Here is a 20,137-nt window from a genome sequence, read left to right as displayed (position 1 = left end):
CGTCCCGGGCCGGAAAGCGACGATCCCGATGGCCCGATTCCTCTTCGGCCGGGTGCGGGCCCTTCAGGCTGCCGGGCCGTGGGTGGCGGAGAGGTGCTGGGTGAGGGCCAGGAAGACGTGGAGGTTCGCGATGTCGCTGACCGCGACACCGCACCAGAGGCCCGAGCCGCCGCTCCTCATGACGTGGACCCGGCCCGCCGCGACCTGGATCTCCTGGACCTCGGACCAGGGGAGGTGCCCCTTCTGTCTGGTGGTCAGGCCGGTGCGGGAGAGCGAGAACTCCCCGAAGTTCGCCGTCTCGCCGGCCAGGACCGATTCCAGGACCGCCGGTCCCTGGGCGCGGAGAACGGCCTGCTGCATATGGGGTCCCCAGGACTCGGGGCCTTCGTAGAAGTGCGTGATCCTCGCGCTGGCGCGGCCCGGACCCACCGCGGAGTAGGCGTACTCGGTGGGTCCGGGGATGCCGTTGATGACCTTTTGGGTGATGTCCTGGTAGAGCCGCACGGAGTCCCAGCGGATGGCGACCGTGCCGTCGCCGGACTCCGGGTGCACGATCAGTCCGTTCTCGAACAGGTGGAGACGCTTGGCGGCCTGTCTTCGGCTGAAGTCCGGATACCGGCGCAGCCACCAGAAGAACAACAGGCCGGGTATCACGAACATCACCAGCAGGTTGAGCGTCGTGAAGATGTAGAGGGCGAAGAGCGCCTTGTTCAGGCGCTTGGGGGTGAACGTGCCTTCCAGCGCGCCCAGTTGATGGGCGGTGGCCAGCTCGGTCGCCTCGGACGACAGGGTGGTGGGTGCTGCCGCCATGGATGTCTCCCTCGTGTGTGCCGGTCTCGCTCCTCGACGCTAGGGCCGGGCAAGGCATTCCACCAGCGACTAGATTGCATGTCAGTCATGCGGAGGAGGAATGTGTTCGGGATCGACGTACTTCGTCTGCTGGTGACGGTGGCCGACACCGGATCGTTCACGAGGGCCGCGGCCCGGCTCGACTACACGCAGTCCGCGGTGTCCCGGCGCATCGCCGCGCTGGAGAAACAGGCGGGCGGACCACTCTTCGAACGGCTCGCCCGGGGCGTGCGGCTGACTCCGGCCGGCCAGGCGCTGCACCGGCACGCCGTGGAGGTGCTCGCACAACTGGCGAGCGCGGAGCACGAGATGGCCGCGATCCACGCGGGGCTGGGCGGGCGGCTGCGCGTGGGGGCGTTCGCCACGGCCAACATCTCGTTGGTGCCCGCCGCGCTGCGGGCGTTCGTGCGGTCCAGGCCGGACGTCGAGGTCGTCGCGGCCGAGGGCCGGAGCGGCGAGCTGATGCGGCGTCTGGCGGAGGGGGCGCTCGACCTCGCCGTGGTCAGCGACTACCCGTCCGGTCTGCCGTCGGTCGACGCCGTCACGACCGAGATGCTGCTGGAGGACGAGCTGTTCGTCGTGCTCCCTCGCGACCACCGCCTGGCCGGATCCGGGATGGTCGATCTGCGTGAACTGCGCGACGAGACCTGGCTCCAGGACGTGTCCGTCGACCGGCCCATGATGCTCGCCGAGGTGTGCGACCGGGCGGGCTTCACGCCGAAGCGGATCACCAGGATCGCCGAGTGGACCGGCAAGTTCGGCTACGCGGCCGCCGGGCTGGGGGTCGCGCTGGTCCCCTCGCTGGCCACCCGGGCGGTTCCCGCCGAACTTGCCGTCTGCCGGCTCGGCGGCCTCGCCCCGAGCCGGACCGTGCACGTCGCCCTGCCCGCCACCCCGCTTCCGGCGGCACTGGCGCTGCGGGACCTGCTGCAGGAGGCCGTCCCGCGCGACGCCCTGGGCTGAACGGCCGGGGCGTCACGGACGGAGCAGTCAGCGGTGCGCGCTCACCACGCGCTCACCACGCGCTCACCACGCGCTCACCGCGCGCTCACCCGTCGAGCGGCCCGAACCGCCCGAACACCCCCCGGTGGAACAGCAGCGGATCGGCCCCGTCCACCGCGCCCAGCGCCTCCACCCGGCCGACGACGATCAGATGGTCGCCCCCGGTGTGGACGGCCTGGACGCGGCAGTCGACCCAGGCCGGTACGGAGTCCAGCAGCGGTGACCCGGTCACCGGGGCGGGCGCGTACGCCACCCCCGCGAACTTGTCCGCGCCGCTCACCGCGAAGCTCCGGCACAGCGCGCCCTGGCCCGCGCCGAGGATGTTGACGCAGAAGACCCCGGCGCGCGCGATGCGCGGCCAGGTCGTCGACGTACGGGCGACCATGAACGTGACCAGCGGCGGGTCGAGGGAGAGCGAGGCGAACGACTGGCAGGCGAAGCCCGCCGGGCCCCGCGCGTCGTCCGGGTCGTGCGCGGTGACGATGGTGACGCCGCTGGCGAAGCTTCCCAGCACACGGCGGAATTCGCCCGGGTCGACGGGCGGCCGCTCACCGTCGGCCACGGCGCGCAGATGCGGGCGCGGCAGCGGATCGACCGGTGCCGGTCCGGCGGTGGTGGCGGCGCCGACGGACCTGAGGTACCGGACGGCGATGGCGGCCATGCCTGCGTGTCCCATCACCCTTCGATTAGAGCTGACACCCCATCAGATGGGAAGGGCTGCGGACCGGCAGCTTGAACATGCCTGTGCGCCGCAAGGTGCATGTCCCGGGCAGGGCCCACCCCTGACGATCGTCAGGGGTGGGCCCTGCCGTTCGGCTCGGGTCCGCGACCCCCCGCCGCTTCTAGGTTCACCTCCCATGAGACGAGAAACCGGAAGCAGAACCCGGACCGGGCAGCCGAGGCCACTGCTCGCCTGCGTCGTCCTGGCCTCGGGGGCGGCGGCCGTCCTGGCGCTCGCCCCGGGCGGACTGGGCACGGACCGTGCCGTGGAGGTGACGGACGGCGCCTCGGCCTCCGTCTACCGCTCGGTGACCCGGGCGGTGGCCGACGCGCCCTCCTGGACCGGACCGCTGCTGGAGGCGGCGACCGACGGCACCCTGGTGGTCCTCGGCCTGCTGCTGGTGTGGGCCTGGTGGACCGCCGTACGCCGGGGGGACACCCGGATGTCCGCCGGCACCGTGCTCACCGGCATCGGCACCGTGGCGGCGTACGCGGTCAGCGAGGCGGCGAAGCTGGTGGTGGACGAGGAGCGCCCCTGCCGGGCCCTGCACGGCATCGCGGAGACGGCCGCCGAGTGCCCGCCGCCCGGCGACTGGTCCTTCCCGAGCAACCACGCCACCCTGGCCGTCGGCCTCGCGGTGGGCCTGGCCGTGCTGCGCCCGCGCCTGGCCGCCGTCACCCTGCCGGTGGGCGCGGCGGGGGCCCTGCTGCGGGTCATGGTGGGGGCGCACTACCCGCACGACGTGCTGGCCGGCGCGGTCCTCGGGGCCTCGGTGGTGGCGGCCGTACTGCTCGCGTTCCTGCCGCTCGCCCGGCGTGCGGCGTCAGCGGTCGAGCGGCGGCTGCGTGGGCGCGACGATTCCGGCCTCGTGGGCGACGACGGCCGCGGCGGCCCGGTTGTCCACGCCCAGCCGGGCCAGGATGGAGCTCACATGCGCCTTGACCGTCCCTTCCACCAGATGGAGCCGCCGGGCGATCTGCCCGTTGGACAGCCCGCTGCCGAGGAAGGCCAGTACGTCGCGTTCCCGGGCGGTGAGAGCGCCGACCCGTTCCCGGGCGGCGGTGCGCCGGCCGGCCAGGGCGCCCGCGCCCGTCGCCGAGAGATGGGCGACGACCCGCGCCGCGACCTTCGGTGACAGATAGGCGGCCCCGTCGGCCACCGCGCGGACCCCCGCGATCAGTTCCTCGGGCTCGCCCGACTTGATCAGGAAACCGGCGGCGCCGCCTCCGAGCGCCTGGAGGATGTAGTCGTCCTCGCCGAAGGTCGTGAGCATCACGACCCCCGTCTCCGGCACGGTGCGCCGGATCTCGGCCGCCGCCTCGATGCCGTTCGTTCCGGGCATCCGGATGTCGAGCACGGCGACGGCCGGGCGGTGGCGGTGCACCAGCTCCACGGCGTCGTGTCCGTCGGCGGCCTCGGCGACGACGTCGATGTCCGGGGCGGTGGCCAGCACGGCGCGCACCCCCGCGCGGATCATCGGCTCGTCGTCGGCGATCAGTACCCGGATCACCGTCCGCTCACGTTCCTTCCGCGTGGGGCGCGCTCATGGGGTCAGAGCCTCCTTGGACATCAGCCGGCCGTCCCGGAAGCAGAGCCGGTAGGCGTCCCCGGACCGGTCGTCGAAGCGGTCCGCCGTCATCGCGTAGTACGCGCATGCGATGCCCTCTCCCTTCGGTTCCCCGGCCACCGGCCGCTGCGTGGTCTCCCGGTCGGGCAGCAGCCGCTCGACCGCCTCCCGATCCTGTCCCACCCGCAGCCGGGCGTAGTCGCCGGGGTCCAGCACGGACAGCCGGGCCGAGCGGATGTCCCAGGCCATCAGGGCGGCACTCAGCCCTGCCCATGCCACCAGGGGCAGCACCACCGCGAGGGCCAGCGCCCGGCGGGCGCGGCTGCGGGCGTGCCGGTGCTCCGGGGGCAGGGCCGGGGGAGCGGATCTCGGCGCGGCGGGCGGCCGGTGGGCGGGCGGGGCGTGCGGAATCCGTGCGGTGACCGCGAAGCCGCCCTCGTACGGGCCGTGGGCGAAGGTGCCGCCGGTCAGCCGCACCCGTTCGTCGAGCCCGATCAGACCCCGCCCGGTGCCCGGTACGTCCTCGGCGCGGTCCGGTGCGGGGGCGGGCCCGTTCTCCACCCATACGGTCGTCTCCTCGGCCGTGTGCGTCACCCGCACATCCACCGGCGCCCGCGGCGCGTGCTTGGCCGCGTTGGTCAGGGCCTCCTGGACCACCCGGTGGGCGGCGCGCGCGGCCGGCGGGGGCAGGGCGCCGGCGTCCCCCTCGACCCGCAGGCCGACCGCGAGCCCGGCGGCCGCGGCCTCCTCGACCAGCCGGGGAATGCCGGTGCCGGGCGGCTGCGGAGTTCCGTCGTCCGCCTCCTCGCGCAGCAGACCGATCACCTCGCCGAGCCGCTCCACGGACGCGGCCGCGCGGGCCCGGATCTCCCCGGCCGCGGCCCGGTGCGCCTCGTCGAGTCCGGGGGCCAGCTTGAGGGCGCCGGCCGACAGGGCGATGAGGCTGAGGTCGTGCCCGAGGACGTCGTGCATGTCCTGGGCGATCCTGGCCCGCTCGCGGGACCGGGCCTGCTCGGCGACAAGCCGCTGTTCGCGCTCCAGCCGGCCCGCCCGCTCCCAGCCCGCCCGGACGAGTTCCTGGTACTGGCGCCAGAAGCGCCCCGCGAACCACGGCAGCATCGCCGCCACCGCCACCACCGCGACGAACCGCCCCGCCATCAGCAGCCAGGAGGGCACCAGGGCCACCGCCACCACCCCGCCGGCCACCACCGCGACGAGCACGAGGACCACGGGGCCGGTCCTCCCCGGCTCCCGGCCCGCGAAGAACGCCGCCGCGGCGGCGGGCAGTGCCCACCACGGGCTGACCGCGCTCAGCCCGACACAGACCGCCGCGCCGACGGCGAGCAGACTCCCCGGCGCGACGAGGGCCCGCCGGACCGCACCGATCGACATCACTCTCTCCACCCGGACGACCGTACGCAGCCGCGGAGCGCCCCGACACTGCCGAAAGTCACCGTTGCCAATGGCCCGGCGCCGGGCACGCGGGTTCGGCAGTGATTGCCTGGTGACAGGCCGCTACTCTGAGTCGTCGGACCGGCTGATGGACCTGGACACCAGCGCCCTGTCACCCGCGTGACCGCTCGAAGTCCCTAGACCCCCCGGTACTTCGGCACTCGTCGCTCCACGAAGCTCGCCACGCCCTCGTTGGCGTCCTGCGTCGTCATGTTGATCTCCTGGGCCATGGCCTCGGCGGCGAAGGCCGTCGCGCGGTCGGCGTCCATCGACGCGTTGACGAGCTGCTTGGTGAGGGCGATCGCACGGGTCGGACCCTCGGCCAGCCGCTGCGCCCACGCCCGCGCCGTCTCCGTCAACTCCCCCTCCGGCACGACCCGGTTGACCAGCCCCAGGCGCTCCGCCTCCGTCGCCGGGAGCGAATCGCCGAAGAACATCAGCTCCTTGGCGCGCTGCGGGCCGATCAGCCGCGGCAGCAGATACGCGCCGCCGCCGTCGGGCACGAGACCCCGGCGTACGAACACCTCGATGAACTTCGCCGATTCGGCGGCCAGCACCAGATCGCAGGCGAACGCCAGATGGGCGCCGATGCCGGCCGCCGTGCCGTTGACGGCCGCGACGACGGGCTTCTCGCAGTCCAGGACCGCGGCGATCAGCCGCTGCGCGCCGAGCCGGATCGTACGGGCCACATCGCCCGGCACCCGCTCGCCGGTCGCCGGGGCACCGCGCAGGTCGGCGCCCGCGCAGAAGCCGCGGCCGGTGGCGGTGAGGACGACGGCCCGGACCGCCGGGTCGGCGGAGGCCTCGGCGAGCAGGCCGATGACGCGTTCCCGCTGCTCCCAGGTGACGGCGTTCATCGCCTCGGGACGGTTGAGCGTGATCCAGCAGACGCCGTTGTCAGTGGCGTGGAGTACCAATGAGTGGAGCGGGTCGGCGGACTCGGTGATGTCTTCGGGGGAGGACGGCATGAGGCAGCTCCTGGTCAGGTGGGTCGGGCGGTGGCGCGGCCGGTCAGCGGCAGACGGCGAGCGCGTCCAGTGCCACCGCGCCCTGCCCCCGGCCCAGCACCATCAGCGGGTTGATGTCCAGTTCGGTGAGGTCGTCGCCGAGCTCCAGCGCCATCCGCTGCACCCGCAGCACGACCTCGACGAGCGCGTCCACATCCACCGGCGGGCCGCCGCGCACGCCCTCCAGCAGCGCCCGGCCGCGCAGTTCGCCCAGCATCGACCGCGCCTGGTCCTCGCCGAACGGCGGCACCCGCACCGCCGCGTCGTGCAGCACCTCGACCAGTACGCCACCGAGCCCGACCGTCACCGTCGGCCCGAACAGCGCGTCCTGAGTGACGCCGACGACCATCTCGACGCCCCGCTCGACCATCTGGCAGACCAGGATCCCGTCCAGCTCGACACCCTCGTACCGCGCGATGTCGGTCAGCTCGCGGTACGCGTCGCGCACCTGGCTCGCGGAGGTGAGCCCGACCTTGACCAGGCCCAGTTCGGTCTTGTGCGCGAGCCGGGCGCCCGAGGCCTTCATGACCACCGGGTAGCCGACCAGCGCCGCGGCCCGGACGGACGCCGCGGCGCTGGTCACCAACTGCTCGCGCGGTACGCGGATTCCGTACGCCCGCAGCAGCTGCTTCGCCGCGTGCTCGCTCAGCTGGTGGCCCGGACGCATCAGTGCCTGCGCCTTGCGGAACGAGGGCGAGGGTGTGCGGGGCGCCTCGTCGAAGGGGGAGCGGTAGGAGGCGGCGAACCGGTGGTGGTCCAGATAGGCCTTCACGGCGGTGATGCAGTTGCCGAAGGTACGGAAGGTGGCGACACGGGACGAGCCGAGCAGCGTCGTGCGGTACGCCTCCTCCGTGCCCACGGGCGAGCCCCACACCACGCACACCAGCTTGTCCGTGGTCTCCGCCGCGTCCACCAGGTCCTGCGCGAGTTTGTCGCTCATCGGGGGGAAGGGGCCGGTGATCGGACAGATCAGCACCCCGACGTCGGGGTCGGCGAGGATCGCGTCGATGATCTTCCGGCCGCGCCAGTCGCCGACCGGATGGCCGCCGTTGTCGACCGGGTTCGCCACGTTCAGGTAGTCGGGGATCCACTCGTGCAGCTCGCGCTGCTTCGCCTCGGAGAGGGTGGGCAGGCTCAGCCCGGCCCCGGTCGCAAGGTCCGAGAAGTGCGCGCCCGTGCCGCCCGAGATCGAATACACGACGACCCCCTCGGCCTGCGGTTTCCGCGCCCGCGCCAGCAGGGCCGCGGTGTCCTGGAGCTCGTCGAGCCCGTCCACCCGGATCACCCCGAACTGCCGCATCGCCGCGTCCACCACCTGGTCGGCACCGGTCAGCTTGCCGGTGTGTGACGCGGCCATCCTGGCCCCCGTCTCCGTACGCCCCACCTTGACCGCCACGACCGGAACCCCGGCCCGCGCCGCCCGGTCCGCGGCCAGCAGGAAGGAGCGCCCGTCCTTGAGCCCCTCCACATAACAGGCGATGGCCCCGACCTCGGGGCACTGCGAGAAGTACGAGATGAAGTCGGCGGTCTCCAGATCCGCCTCGTTGCCCGTGGGCGCCCAGTGCGAGAGCCGCACCCCCAGTTCCTGAAGGGTGTAGACGGGGCGGCCCTGGTGACCGGACTGGGTGATCAGCGCGATGGCCGGCCCGTCCAGATCGTCCCGGAATTTCTCGAAGGCGTTGAGGTTGGTGTTCGGCCCGAGCAGCCGCAGCCCGGACCGTTCCACCGCCTCGGCCAGCCGCGCCTGGGCGGCGGCGCCCTCCTCCCCGGTCTCGGCGAACCCGGAGGCGAAGGCGACGGCGAACCGCACCTTGGCCTGCGCGAGTTCCTCGATCACCGGGAGCGGATCGCCGACCAGCAGCACCGCCAGATCGACCTGCTCCGGCAGGTCCGCGACGGAAGGAGAACAGGCCCGCCCGAACACGGACTCCCGGGTGGGGTGCACGGGATACAGCCGCGCCCCGACCCGCTCGGCCCAGTCGATCAGCTGCCGGGTGATGCCGGTGTTGGGCCGTCCCTCGGTGTCGGACGCGCCGACGACGGCCACGGACCCGGGCCGGAAGAACCGGTCCAGGTCCGGTACGGCCGCGTGCAGCGGCCGGCCGCTGACGTCCAGGACGGAGGCCGTGGCGGCGTCGACCGTCATGCTGTGGACGGCGGCGTGCGGCTCTTCGCCGCAGGCCACCACCCTGGCGCGGAAGTCGGTGGTGAGGGTGCCGTGAGTCGATCCAAGCATCGTTCCGCCCACTTCTGGTCGGGGTCCGTCGGGTGATCGTGCCCGGCCAGCAAAAGCTGACGCTCTGTCAGGTTACTGAACTGACGACGCGTCAGGAATGGGTGTGCAGGCAAAGGCTGGACGAGAGCCGGGCGTCGTACAACCTCCGGGTGATCTTGAGAGTCGAACGGGCCGGCCGGACGCGCCGGCCGTCGTTCGCCATCCACGGCTCACCTCTGGGGAAAACATGAGACCTGTCGGACCCGTCAGACCCGCCTCCGCCCGGCGCACCGTGCGTCTCGGCATCCGTGCCGCCGCGGCTGCCGCGGCCGCCGGACTGTTGACCGCCGGACTCGCGGCTCCCGCGTTCGCGCAGGAGCAGACCGATCAGCTCTGGATACAGGCGCCCGGCGAGCAGAAGCTCCAACTCGGCGGCGACGCGTCGGAGGGCAGCCCGCTCGACATCGGGCTCTACCACGACAACGACAACTTCACCGTCACCGACGGCCGGCTCTCGGTCGACATCTCCGGTGTCGCCGGAGTGGCCGACGTGACCTGGCCCGACAACTGCGCACCGACCGGGACCACGGCCCTGTGCACCGTCCCCGAGGTGCCCGTCATCGGCGACGCCTACAGCCCGCAGGTCCACCTCACGCTCCGCGCCGCCGACGGTGCCGCGCTCGGCGCCCAGGGCCGGATCACCTACGCCGCCGTGGCCACCGGCGGCCCCGACGGCACGCTGGAAGCCCCGCACGACTCCTTCGACACCACGGTCACGGTCGGCTCGGGCCCCGACCTGTCGCTCGGGGAGATCGCCCCGGCGAAGGGCCTCCAGCCGGGCGACGTCCGGACCGTCCCCTTCGCGGTGACGAACAAGGGCGGCGAGCGGTCCGAGGGCCTCACCGCCACCTTCACCGCTTCGTACGGGCTCGACTTCCTCACCAAGTACGCCGAGTGCACGTACGGGACGCTCGGCGGCGACTACGCCCCGATGTCCCAGGCCACCTGCTCCTTCGACCAGGTCATCGAGCCGGGCGACTCCTTCACGCTGCCCGCGCCGCTGCGGGTGGCCCTCGCCGCGCACGCGTACGCCGAGCGGCTCGACATCAGCGTCGAGCCCGGCAACGGAGCCACGGACCTCGCGGACGAGGACAACTACACCATCGCCGCTTTCGGTGCGGTGAACACGGCGGACTTCGCGGCTCAGGGCGCCCGGGTCACGGGCGGCGTCGGCGAGACCGTCACCGCCGAACTCGGCTTCCGCAACAACGGCCCGGCCTGGATCGGCAACCTCGGCTCCGGCGACCCGGTCGCGGCCGTCGACTTCACCGTCCCCGAGGGCGCCACCGTCACCAACGCCCCCGCCGACTGCGAGCCGCGCACCCTGAGCGGCGGCTACTACCCGCAGCGGACCGGCGCCCCGCGGTACAGCTGCGAGATGCCGTACTGGGCCCTGCCGGACACGACGCGCTCCCTCCCGTTCCAGCTGCGCATCGACCGGGTGGTCCCCGACGCGGCGGGCCGCGTCATGCTCACCACCGGCGGCTCCAGCCCCGCGACCTTCCCGTTCGACCCGCAGCCGGCCAACAACACGACCCAGCTCGTGCTGAACGCCACGCCTGCGGCCTGACCGACGCCCCCGAAGCGTGGGCGCGGGGCGCGGCCGGATCTCCGGGCCGCGCCCCGCGCGGGGCAGGCGCTGATGCCCGTCAGTTCGCGGACGCGTAGCTCACGAAGTGCGCCCATGCCGCAGATGTGACGGCGAATCGGGGGCCGGAGGCGTCCTTCGAATCGCGGACGTGGACCGTGCCCGGTGTGGTCGCGACCTCGATGCAGCCGTTTCCGTCGCCGCTACTGCTGTAGCTGCTCTTGAACCACTTCAGCTCGGGAGTGTCCCCGGCAGAGGGCTTGCGGGTCATGTCTCTCCCGACGCTTGCGGACAACGCGCACGGCCGCCCGCTGCTGTCGGCCGGGGGCGGGCGCGGATAGCTGCCGGTCAGTTCGTGGACGCGTAGCTCACGAAGTCCGCCCATGCCGCAGGCGTGACGGCGAATCGGGGGCCCGAAGCGTTCTTCGAGTCGCGGACGTGGACCGTGCCCGGCGTGGTCGCGAACTCGATGCAGTCGTTTCCACTGCTGCTGTCGCTGTAGCTGCTCTTGAACCACTTCAGTTCGGAAGCGTCCCCGGCAGAGGGCTTGTGGATCATGTCTCTCCCAGCACTTGCTCGATGAAAGCCAGCGTCGCCCCTGGCGTCAGGGCCTGAGCCCGGATCATGCCATAGCGCAATTCGAGAACCCCGAGCTGCTTCGGGTCGGACACCGGACGGCCGTTGAATGCGCCGCTCGACCGCCCCACTGCCGTACCGTCCCCGAACTTCAGCACCTCGATCTCGCCGCCCATTCCAGGGTGAGTCTCGCAGTCGAGAGGCATCATCTGTAGTGAGACGTTCCGCAACTGCCCCACCTCCGAGAGGCGTTCGAGTTGGCGGCGCCACTCCATTCTGCCCCCGATGGGCCGCCGCAGCGCAGCCTCTTCCAGGACGAAACTGAGGGCGGGTGCCGGTGACCGGTCGAAGACCGAACGTCGGGCCATGCGGCCTGCGACTCCACGCTCAATCTCGTCCTGAGGGTAGAAGGGTTGTCGCGTCTCCAGCAGCACTCGCGCATGGCCTTCTGTCTGCAACAAGCCATGGACGCCGTGGTTGGCGTACACCAAGATCTCGACGGCCTTCGCCTCCATCTTCGCCAGGTCCCGGATCTTCTTCGGGTACCGGACCTCCGCCACATCCTGTTTCATCGCGGAGAGCTTCCCGCCCGCGCCCACTACCGCGTCCGCTCTGTCCAGGAACTCCGGCCGGGGGATACGACGGCCGCCCTCCACTTTGTAGACCTGGTCCTCCCCGTACCCGATCGCCGCGCCGAACTCGGCGGCCCGCAGCCCTGCCGACTCCCGCCATGCCTTGATCTGGCGGCCCACCGTGGCGAGCACGGCCAGGCCCGACTCGTCATCGGGGTCGACGTCCCAACCGGACTCATCCGCTCCGCCGTCAGCGCGTTCCGTACCGGCCTCATCCACGCTCATCCGTGCCCCATTTCTGCTGTGCGTGCCGTTCTTTCCCAACCTCCTCTGTCCCCGGCCCGTCACCCCGGACAGCCAGGACGGCACTGGACAAGCCCGGGACAGTTACCGTACGCAAGGGCTTTGTCACTGTTCACGGTATGCGGACCCGACCACGCTGAGTGATGTGAATCGAGAAATCACTCAACTTCAACTCGCCGCTCCCATCCGTGCGTTCGCCGTGCTGCTCTCGCCCACGCGCCGGGGTGCCCGTCTCGCCCGACTGCTGGCCTCGGCGCATCTGGGGGACTGGGGAATCGACTGTGAATCGGCCGCGCACATCGTCGCCGAACTGGCTGCGAATGCCACGGTCCACGGCCGAGTGACCGGCCGGGACTTCCGGTTGGGCCTCGCGGTGCACGGTGACGCGTTGCTGCGGATCGAGGTGAGTGACGCCCGGGGCGAGCGCCTTCCGCCCTGCCCCGGCGCGACCGCCGTCCCCGCCGACGACGCCGAGCACGGGCGCGGTCTGCTCATCGTCGAGGCGCTCGCGGACCGTTGGGGCACCGTCCCCGGCCCGTTCCCGCGCAAGACGGTCTGGGCCGAACTCGACCTCGTACGGTGACCGGCTCCACCGGATCGCGACAGCCGCGACCCGGTGGACCGCGACCCGGTGAACCACGGCGTGGGGAGCCGCGACGCGGTAGCGCGGGACGTCAAAGATCTAAGAACCGGGGAGAAAAACCTTCCCAACCCAACCCCACCCCGCCCCCGTCACTCGCACGGGTGAGCGTCCCCAACTCGACTGGAGTTGCGGCCGGTTGGCTGGCATATGCTCGCCACGCAACCCCAGACACGCGACGGCCCTCGGCCAGGACGGCAATCCTGAACGAGGGCCTGACCAACGAGGAAGAAGACAGCTTCCTGATGGATACCCCGCAGATTAGCGCGCCCTCGCGCGCCCCGTCATCCGGTGTCGTACACATCAACACCCGGCACACCAGCCGCTTCACGGTCGTGGGCAATCACCTCACCCAGCACAGTGAGCTGTCCCTCACCGCGATCGGGCTCGCCGCCCACATCCAGTCGCTGCCCGCCGGAGCCAGGATCGGCATCAAGCACCTCGCCGAACGCTTCCCGGAGAGCGAGACCCGGATCGCCGCAGCCCTGCGCGAGCTGGAAGCCCACGGCTATCTGAAGCGCACCCGGGAGCGCCTCCCCAGCGGCCGGGTCGTCACGCGTACGGTCTCGTACAACCAGCCCGTCACCGGTGCGACCCCCGCCGGAGCGCCAAGACCGCAGCCGGAGCCGGAGCCGGAGCCGGAGCCGAAGCCGAAACAGCAGCCGCAGCCGCAACCCAGCCCCGTTCGCCCGGCCCCCGCGCACCTGCCTCGGCCGGAAACAGACAAACCCGCCCCCGTCCCCGCCCCGGCTTCCATCCCCGCACCGCCGCGCCCGTCGCTTCCCGAGCCGCAGGTCCACGACCTCGACCGCCATCGCACGGCCCTCGATCTCCTGGCGGACCTGCGACGCCATGAACCCCGGCTGCTGCTCGGCGAGGCGGACATCCACCGGCTGGCCCCCGCCGTCGCCGCCTGGTTCGAACGCGACGCTCACCCCGATGCCGTACGCCGCACCCTCGTCGCGGACCTGCCCGGATCGCTGACACGTCCGGCGGGCCTCATCGCCCACCGCCTCACCACGCTCCTGCCGCCACCCCTGCCCACCGCCGTCCCGGCTGAGGAACCCGCGCCGCGCCACGACCCCCTGCAGAACTGTGACGGCTGCGACCGTGCCTTCCGGGCTCCGGAGCCGGGCCACTGCCGCGAGTGCCGAACCGACCTTGAGGAGGCCGCCTAGCGCCCTGACCGGGAGGTCCGCCGGGTTGGCGATTGGAGCGGTTGGAGGGGCAGTTGATCGGTGGACGCCTGTGCGCCCGAGCGGCGCACACGGACGGGCTCGGCCATCGCGCCCCGGCAGTCGGATCGGACGTCACCCCGCATCCAACCGCCACGACCGCCAACCCGGCGAACCCATGCGGTCACAGCACTGGCGTGAGCGCGAGGCCCCGCCGACCGTGCCCGATTCTGCTCCGGGAACGGGTCGTATCCGGGAACCGGCCGGTGAGCACCGGTCGATGTGCCGACGCTCCGGTGATCGGACCGCTGCTTCATCCTGAACGCGTCAACGCCGAGCGAACCGCGTGATCGTGACGTCGTTGGTGAACGAGGCGCGATCGGCCACCTTGAAGAGAGTGGGGTCGAACTCCCCGTCGAACACCGGGATCCCGGTTCCCGCGACTACGGGATAGCTCTTGATGATCAGCTCGTCGATCTCCGGCAGCAGTGCGCCGGCGAGAAGTCCGCCCCCGCAGAGCCAGATGTCCTGGCCCTCCTCCTGTTTGAGGTCGCGGACCAGGGCGAGCGGGTCTTCGCCGACCACCGTGACCGACGGGTCGGTGTCGGGTGCGAGCGTGCTCGACACGACGTACTGGCGCAGGTGGGCGTAGGGGCTGGTGAGGCCTGCCTGCAGAGCCGGGCGATAGCTTCCGAGTCCCATCAGGACGGTGTCGAAGCGCTGGTTCGGGGTGCCCGACAGGCCGTGGGCGGCGCGCATGGCGGTGGGGACTGTCTCGGGGTAGCGGGCATTGACCCACTCGGCATAGGCGGCGGCCTGCTGCTCGTCGCCTTGGGGGTAGAAGTCGAACTCTCCGCCGGGGCCGGCGATGTAGCCATCGATGGTGACGGCGACGTAGTACACGAGCTTCCGCATCTATATAACTCCAGCTGTAGTACTCTGAATGTAGTGGCTTGAAGGTAGTACTACGGATGGAGTGGTGTCAATGGTGCGCAGGAACGACGAGCGAAGGGCCGCCCTCGTTGATGCCGCGATCGAGGTGCTTGCCAAAGAGGGAGCGCGAGGTCTGACCTTCCGGGCTGTGGACGCCGAAGCCGCCGTGCCCGTCGGCACGGCCTCCAACTACTTCGCCAACCGCGATGACCTGCTCACCCAAGCGGGCGCTCGGGTCTACGAACGGCTCCAGCCCGATGAGGCGACGATCGAACGCCAGCGGGCGAGCGCGCCGGGCCGGGAGACCTACACGATGCTGATGCACGAGCTGGTCGGCCGGATCAGTGCTTTCCGCACCGGCTATCTGGCGCTGCTGGAACTTCGCCTCGAAGCCACCCGGCGTCCTGAGCTGCGCGCGGTGCTGACCGAGCGGGTCCGTGCGGACGTCGACGCCAACGTGGCCTACCACGAGCAGTCCGGTCTGCCCGGCGACGCGACTGCCGTCCGGCTGCTCTATCTGGCGTTCAACTGGCTCATCGTCGAACAGCTCACCCTGCCAGGGGTGTTCTCGGAGGCCGAGCGCGAACAGCTCGTCGAGGCCGCGGTCGAACGCATCGTGACGTCGTAACCTCCAGATCTGCCGTGCGGATTCACCTGGGTCCGGAGCGGTGGCGAAAGCGGCGGACTGCGCGGCGCAGGGGGGCGAGAGCGTGTGCGGGTATCGGCATGGCGATCACTCCAGGAGCGGCGGTCCGTGCGGCCTCAGCCCCGGCGCGCCGCCCTCTTCGCGATCTTCCGTGCGTCCAGGGCCAGTTCGCGCAGCATCCCGCTGATCGGGTTGGTGAAGCCGGTGAAGTACAGGCCGGGTGCCCGTTTGGGGGTGCGGGCGCCGTGGACCACCGGCCGGCCCCGGGCATCCAGTACGTCCAGGTGACCGACCAGCCCCTCCAGCCCCCGCCGGTAGCCGGTCGCCGCGATCACCGCGTCAGGGGTGATCCGCTCGCCGTCGGCCAGCACCACCGCGTCCCCGTCGAACGACTCGACGGCCGCCACCGGCACCACCCGGCCGCGCTTCACCGCGTCGATCAGCCCCACGTCCTGCACCGGGATGGCGCCGTCCTTGACCCGTGAGTACAGGCCCGTGTCCGGGCGCGGCAGGCCCTGGGCGGCGAGGTCGGGCACGGCGACCCTGGCCATCAGGCCCGCGGCCCGGTCGACCAGCCGGACCGGCAGCCTGCGCACCAGGACGGCGGTCGACTGGGCGGGCCAGCCCGCGGTCGAGCGGCGCACGATGTGCGGCACGGTGCGCACGGCGATCCGTACCCGGGACGCCCCGCCCTCGACCAGGTCGACGGCGATCTCCGCGCCCGTGTTGCCGATACCGACGACCAGGACGTCCTTGCCCGCGTACGGGGCGGGGTTGCGGTAGTCGGAGGCGTGGAGCAGATCGCCGGTGAAGGAGTCGCGGCCGGACCAGTCGGGGATGCGCGGGGTGTGGTTGAAGCCGGTGGCGACGACGACGGCCCGGCCGGTCAGCACCCGGCCACCGGTCGCGGTCAGCTGCCAGTTCCTGCCGTCCGGGGCGCGGTCGATCCGGGACACCTCGACGCCCGTCACCACCTCCAGTTCGTGGTGCTCGGCGTACTTGTCCAGATAGCGCACCACATCGTCCCTGGACACCCAGCGTCCGAACCGGCGCGGCATCGCGAGCCCCGGCAGCGCCGACCGGCGCCGGGTGGTGTGGAGGTGCAGGCGGTCGTAGTGACGGCGCCAGGACGCTCCCACGTTCCCGGACTTCTCCAGCACGACCGCCCGTACGCCCAGCTCGCGCAGGGCCGCGGCGGCGGCGAGACCGCCGGGACCGCCACCGATGACGTATACGGGCCGGTCCTCGGTGAGGTCGGTCTGGGCCGCTATGGAGCTACCGGCGGTAAGCGCGCTGTCGGGCATGGTTCGGAGCGTAATCGCGCACCCGGTTGATGGGTCTCGGTCAAGACCGGAATCGATTGCGAATTGATCACGCGTGAAAGCCTTTTGATGGATCGCGGCCGTCTCTTGCTCGCTTAATGGGCACTCCTTGCGCACCTCTTGCGCGAGTCGCTCGTCATCGGGTGAACTGACGTACCGTCAGATTCAGTGAACGGGAGGCCACGGGAGGCCCCATGCAGACGATCTGGCTCGGCGGAGCCGAGTGGCTCGCCGTTCTCCGGATAGGCCTCGGCCTGTGGTGGCTGGAGAGCTGGCGGCACAAGGACAAGAAGGGCTGGTTCGAGCGCGGTACGGGCATCGCCTGGGCCGCGGACGTCGCGGGCAAGCACCGCTGGGCGGCCGTACGCACCGGATTCCGGCGGATCGTCGCCCCGCGCCCCAAGGCCATGGCCTACATCGTCGTGTACGCCGAACTCGCCCTGGGACTCGGCCTGATCACCGGGTTCCTCACCCCTGTCGCACTGGTCGCAGGGCTCCTCCTCAACCTTCTCTATCTGGTGCTGATGATCCACGACTGGGCGGAGCAGGGGCAGAACGCGATGATGGCGCTCATCTCGCTCGTCGCGCTGTTCGCGATGTCCTGGCAGACCTGGTCCCTCGACGAAGCGATCGGACTCTTCCTGTGACCGCGGCCGCCGTACGTTTCGACCTCCCCGAGCCCGACGCCTTCAGCCGCCCGTACTGGGACGCCGCCGCCCGGGGGCAGTTGCTGCTGCGCCGTTGCCGCGCCTGCGGGCGTGCGCACCACTACCCGCGCGAGTTCTGCCCGCACTGCTGGAGCGAGGACGTCACCTGGGAACCGGCGAGCGGGGACGCCACGCTCTACACCTGGTCCGTCGTCCACCGCAACGACCTGCCGCCGTTCGGCGCCCGTGTCCCGTACGTCGCCGCGGTGGTCGACCTGGCCGAGGGGCCGCGGATGATGACGGAGATCGTGGGGTGCGAGGAGTCCGCTCTCGCCATCGGCATGGCGCTGCGGGTGGGCTTCCGGCGGGCGGAGGGGGAGGAGGCCGTTGCGGTCTTCCACCCCGGGGACTGCTGAGTGCGCTGCGCCGGACAGGCGCGCCCTACTTCTCCCGCTGTGCGGACCTGGACCAGGCCGGGGCGGGGGTCGGGGCGGGCGTGGTGTCGGCGGGTGCGGTCTCCTCGGGCATACGGGGGACGGTATGCGGCCGGGGGAGCGCGGCGGATGGGCGCGGTCACCCGGTCGGGACTGGGTACGCGTACTCAGGATTCGATGCTGCGCAGCTTGCGCCGTTCGCGGAAGTTCGGGTGGCGTACGACCACACCGCCCATGCCGCAGGAGCCCGTCAGCCGGAGGAGCGGGGCGCCGGGGGTCCGCGCGTCGGTGGTCTTGTCCTTCAGGCCGCCGAGTCCGTGGTCCAGGTTGTCGGTGTGCACGGTCCAGCCCTCCGGGATCACGATCTTCACTCCGGCCATCTCGCCGCGCACTTCCAGCGCGATCTCGCGCAGCCGGCACTCGGCGCGGGTGAAGTCGATCCGGACGCCGCCGATGCCGCCCTGGGCGCGTATCACCGGGGGGACCTTCCAGACGCCCGAGCGCGTCACGCCGTGCATGCCGCCCTTGAGGACCAGCGGCTCACCGGTGGCCACCTCGATGGGGACCAGGTCCTCGGTGAGGGGCGCCAGTTCGGCGTACGTCTTGGCGGAGAGCGCCTGCCCGAGCCGGGTGTCCAGCTCGTCCATGTCGATACGGCCCTCGGCGGCCGCCTCGCGCAACTGCTCGACCACCGCCTCGCGATCGGCATCCGAAGCGCGCATACGGGCGGCGGAACGGGCGGGCTCAGCAGTCATGGAAGCGATGATACGGGCGGGGGAGCCCGCCGCTGCCTTCACAGCCCCGGCGCCCCCCACACCGGGAACCACCGGGCCAGGTCCTTCTCCATCCGCAGGTCGTCCCCGAGTACCGCCCTGACCTGCAACTCCAGCTGGTTGTCCCGCTTCTCGCCGCCGCCGGGCAGCGGGGCGAAGGGGTAGAACGTGCCGCGCTTGTAGAGATAGACCAGGGCCAGCGGACGGCCCCGCTCGTCCCGGAAGCCGACCAGCGAGCAGAGCAGGTGCGGGCCGAACCCGCCGTCCTGGAGCAGGGTGTTGACCGCGTGCAGGTCGTTGACCAGGGTGGCGGTGTCGTCGGCCGGGCGGCGGGAGAGCAGCCAGGTGTAGCCGTACGCGTCCTGGCTGAACTCCACCGGGAGGCCGCCGCGGCCGGTGTCGGCGTCGAGCAGTTCGCGTACGTCCTGCTGGAGGCGGGCGAAGGCGCCGCCCTCGACGCCCGCGAAACAGACCGAGCCGAGACCGGTCGGTGTGAATCCCGCGCCCGCCTGGAGAGTCAGGGCGGCGGAGGGTACGGCGAAGAGCTCGTCGAGGTCGGGGCGGACCGGCTTGCTGCGGCCGAGGATGGTGTCGAGAAGACCCATGGGGCGTTCCTTGCGGACGGGGAGGACGTTCCTTCGGGGCGTTCCTTCGGGCGTCGGTCCGGGCGTCGCTTCGGGCGTTGCTCACGGACGGGCGAGGTCGGCGGAGATGCGGGCCAGCTGGTCCAGGCGCTGTTCGAGGGTCGGGTGCGAGGAGAGCAGCCGGCTCAGGCTCTCCTTGGAGGAGAACGCGGGGACGAAGTAGAAGGCGTTGTACGGCTGCGCCTTGCGCAGGTCCTCGGTCGGGATGCGGGCCATCTGACCGGTCACCTTGGTCAGGGCGGAGGCGAGCGCGGAGGGGCGGCCGGTGAGCAGGGCGGCGGTGCGGTCGGCGGAGAGCTCGCGGTAGCGGGAGAGCAGCCGGGTCAGCAGGAAGCTCAGCGCGTACACGACCGCGCTGACCAGCGGGATCAGCATGATCGCGATGCCGATCGGGTCGTTGCTGCGGCTGTTGCGGGAGAGCCCGCCCCACAGGGCGACCCGGGTGATGATGCCGGCGAGCACACCGAGGAACGAGGCGATCGTCATGACGGCGACATCGCGGTGCGCGACATGCGACATCTCGTGCGCGAGCACACCCTCCAGCTCCGGGGGCTCCAGTCTGCGCAGGAGCCCGGTGGTGGCGCAGACGAGGGCGGTCTTCTCGCTGCGGCCCGTCGCGAAGGCGTTCGGCACGTCGCTCTGCGCGATGGCCACGCGCGGTTTCGGCATATCGGCAAGAGCGCAGATCCGGTCGACCGCGCCGTGCAGTTCCGGCGCCTCCTCCGGGGTGACCTCACGGGCGCCCATACTGAACGCCGCGATGCGGTCGCTGAACCAGAACTGCGCGATGAACATGCCGCCCACGAAGATCAGAATGATCGGCCAGGCGCCGCGCAGCACGGCGAGCAGCACGCCGACCAGGACCACGTACAACAGGCCGATCAGAAACATGGTGCCGACCATGCGTGTGGTCAGCCCGCTGTCCGGGGCGTAACGGGAACGGGCACGCGTGCCGGTGCGGGTGCGGGAAAGGGGTCGGCTCATTTTCGCCTCCAGTCACCCTGATGCCTT

21 protein-coding genes and 1 pseudogene are annotated in these 20,137 nt (G+C 71.6%); 8 read left to right on the top strand and 14 right to left on the bottom strand.

The genetic code is table 11. The annotated features are described in order from the left end of the window. Window positions 1–63: 63 nt before the first annotated feature. Window positions 64–810, bottom strand: coding sequence for a DUF6585 family protein (locus tag BT364_RS15275; protein ID WP_072485690.1), 747 nt, complete (start codon window positions 808–810; stop codon window positions 64–66). 87 nt (window positions 811–897) lie between these two features. Here BT364_RS15275 and BT364_RS15270 point away from each other — a divergent pair, with 87 nt between their 5' ends. After that, window positions 898–1,812: a LysR family transcriptional regulator gene (locus BT364_RS15270; protein WP_072485689.1), complete on the top strand. Its 915-nt coding sequence runs from the start codon at window positions 898–900 to the stop codon at window positions 1,810–1,812. Window positions 1,813–1,897: 85 nt separating this feature from the next. Here the strand turns inward: BT364_RS15270 and BT364_RS15265 are convergent, their stop codons facing one another. Next, on the bottom strand, window positions 1,898–2,512 hold the full coding sequence (locus BT364_RS15265) for a flavin reductase family protein (protein ID WP_072485688.1): 615 nt from the start codon (window positions 2,510–2,512) through the stop codon (window positions 1,898–1,900). A gap of 196 nt (window positions 2,513–2,708) precedes the next feature. On the opposite strand from BT364_RS15265, the pseudogene BT364_RS42965 reads away from it, so the two are divergent. Continuing rightward, window positions 2,709–3,425: pseudogene (locus tag BT364_RS42965) on the top strand (phosphatase PAP2 family protein); the annotation flags it as partial. Here the strand turns inward: BT364_RS42965 and BT364_RS42960 are convergent. From BT364_RS42960 to BT364_RS15240, 4 genes are all read right to left on the bottom strand, one after another. Further along, on the bottom strand, window positions 3,396–4,082 hold the full coding sequence (locus tag BT364_RS42960) for a response regulator (RefSeq protein WP_072485687.1): 687 nt from the start codon (window positions 4,080–4,082) through the stop codon (window positions 3,396–3,398). The pseudogene BT364_RS42965 and the gene BT364_RS42960 overlap by 30 nt on opposite strands. A 33-nt stretch (window positions 4,083–4,115) precedes the next feature. Then, entirely contained in the window at window positions 4,116–5,531 is a 1,416-nt protein-coding gene (locus BT364_RS15250) for a sensor histidine kinase (protein WP_072485686.1), read from the bottom strand. 197 nt (window positions 5,532–5,728) lie between these two features. Further along, complete coding sequence (locus BT364_RS15245) at window positions 5,729–6,559, bottom strand: enoyl-CoA hydratase/isomerase family protein (RefSeq protein WP_072485685.1); 831 nt, start codon at window positions 6,557–6,559, stop codon at window positions 5,729–5,731. A gap of 43 nt (window positions 6,560–6,602) precedes the next feature. Continuing rightward, window positions 6,603–8,834 (bottom strand): acetate--CoA ligase family protein, encoded by a 2,232-nt coding sequence (locus BT364_RS15240; RefSeq protein ID WP_072485684.1) that lies wholly within the window; start codon window positions 8,832–8,834, stop codon window positions 6,603–6,605. Window positions 8,835–9,060: 226 nt separating this feature from the next. Here BT364_RS15240 and BT364_RS15235 point away from each other — a divergent pair, with 226 nt between their 5' ends. Beyond that, window positions 9,061–10,443 carry a COG1361 family protein gene (locus BT364_RS15235; RefSeq protein WP_072485683.1) on the top strand — a complete coding sequence of 461 codons (1,383 nt, stop codon included), beginning with the start codon at window positions 9,061–9,063 and terminating at the stop codon, window positions 10,441–10,443. A gap of 79 nt (window positions 10,444–10,522) precedes the next feature. Here BT364_RS15235 and BT364_RS15230 read toward each other — a convergent pair whose 3' ends face one another. The 3 genes from BT364_RS15230 to BT364_RS15220 all read right to left on the bottom strand — a co-directional run bounded on the left by BT364_RS15230 (window position 10,523) and on the right by BT364_RS15220 (window position 11,894). Next, window positions 10,523–10,732 carry a DUF397 domain-containing protein gene (locus tag BT364_RS15230; RefSeq protein ID WP_072485682.1) on the bottom strand — a complete coding sequence of 70 codons (210 nt, stop codon included), beginning with the start codon at window positions 10,730–10,732 and terminating at the stop codon, window positions 10,523–10,525. Window positions 10,733–10,809: 77 nt separating this feature from the next. Next, window positions 10,810–11,019, bottom strand: a complete 210-nt coding sequence (locus tag BT364_RS15225; protein WP_072485681.1) for a DUF397 domain-containing protein — start codon at window positions 11,017–11,019, stop codon at window positions 10,810–10,812. Next, window positions 11,016–11,894, bottom strand: coding sequence for a helix-turn-helix domain-containing protein (locus BT364_RS15220; RefSeq protein ID WP_072485680.1), 879 nt, complete (start codon window positions 11,892–11,894; stop codon window positions 11,016–11,018). Before BT364_RS15220 ends, BT364_RS15225 begins: the two co-directional genes overlap by 4 nt. Window positions 11,895–12,057: 163 nt before the next feature. Between BT364_RS15220 and BT364_RS15215 the strand changes: the two genes are divergently transcribed. Further along, window positions 12,058–12,495 (top strand): ATP-binding protein, encoded by a 438-nt coding sequence (locus BT364_RS15215; protein WP_072485679.1) that lies wholly within the window; start codon window positions 12,058–12,060, stop codon window positions 12,493–12,495. Between the two features lie 302 nt (window positions 12,496–12,797). Beyond that, on the top strand, window positions 12,798–13,730 hold the full coding sequence (locus BT364_RS15210) for a helix-turn-helix domain-containing protein (RefSeq protein ID WP_072485678.1): 933 nt from the start codon (window positions 12,798–12,800) through the stop codon (window positions 13,728–13,730). A 324-nt stretch (window positions 13,731–14,054) separates the two neighbouring features. On the opposite strand, the gene BT364_RS15205 is transcribed toward BT364_RS15210, so the two are convergent. Beyond that, a complete protein-coding gene (locus BT364_RS15205; RefSeq protein WP_072485677.1) occupies window positions 14,055–14,642 on the bottom strand; it encodes a dihydrofolate reductase family protein in 588 nt (195 codons plus the stop codon). 70 nt (window positions 14,643–14,712) lie between these two features. Between BT364_RS15205 and BT364_RS15200 the strand changes: the two genes are divergently transcribed. Then, entirely contained in the window at window positions 14,713–15,288 is a 576-nt protein-coding gene (locus BT364_RS15200) for a TetR/AcrR family transcriptional regulator (protein ID WP_072485676.1), read from the top strand. Between the two features lie 134 nt (window positions 15,289–15,422). On the opposite strand, the gene BT364_RS15195 is transcribed toward BT364_RS15200, so the two are convergent. Continuing rightward, window positions 15,423–16,610, bottom strand: a complete 1,188-nt coding sequence (locus tag BT364_RS15195; RefSeq protein ID WP_072485675.1) for a flavin-containing monooxygenase — start codon at window positions 16,608–16,610, stop codon at window positions 15,423–15,425. Window positions 16,611–16,822: 212 nt separating this feature from the next. On the opposite strand from BT364_RS15195, the gene BT364_RS15190 reads away from it, so the two are divergent. Further along, the gene (locus BT364_RS15190; protein ID WP_072485674.1) at window positions 16,823–17,275 is read left to right on the top strand and encodes a DoxX family protein; all 453 of its coding nucleotides are present in this window, start codon (window positions 16,823–16,825) and stop codon (window positions 17,273–17,275) included. Next, window positions 17,272–17,691, top strand: a complete 420-nt coding sequence (locus BT364_RS15185; protein WP_072485673.1) for a Zn-ribbon domain-containing OB-fold protein — start codon at window positions 17,272–17,274, stop codon at window positions 17,689–17,691. The genes BT364_RS15190 and BT364_RS15185 overlap by 4 nt, the downstream gene beginning before the upstream one ends. A 185-nt stretch (window positions 17,692–17,876) precedes the next feature. Here the strand turns inward: BT364_RS15185 and BT364_RS15180 are convergent, their stop codons facing one another. The 3 genes from BT364_RS15180 to htpX form a co-directional block, all read right to left on the bottom strand. Then, entirely contained in the window at window positions 17,877–18,464 is a 588-nt protein-coding gene (locus BT364_RS15180) for a DUF1707 SHOCT-like domain-containing protein (RefSeq protein WP_072485823.1), read from the bottom strand. A 38-nt stretch (window positions 18,465–18,502) separates the two neighbouring features. After that, window positions 18,503–19,087: a PspA-associated protein PspAB gene (pspAB, locus tag BT364_RS15175; protein WP_072485672.1), complete on the bottom strand. Its 585-nt coding sequence runs from the start codon at window positions 19,085–19,087 to the stop codon at window positions 18,503–18,505. Window positions 19,088–19,168: 81 nt separating this feature from the next. Continuing rightward, window positions 19,169–20,110: a zinc metalloprotease HtpX gene (gene htpX, locus BT364_RS15170; protein WP_072485671.1), complete on the bottom strand. Its 942-nt coding sequence runs from the start codon at window positions 20,108–20,110 to the stop codon at window positions 19,169–19,171. Window positions 20,111–20,137: the final 27 nt, after the last annotated feature.

The sequence above is a fragment of the Streptomyces atratus genome (assembly GCF_900119365.1).
Taxonomy (GTDB): domain Bacteria; phylum Actinomycetota; class Actinomycetes; order Streptomycetales; family Streptomycetaceae; genus Streptomyces; species Streptomyces atratus_B.
The sequence above is the reverse complement of the archived record's forward strand: the minus strand, read 5'-3'. Positions and strand labels throughout refer to the sequence as shown.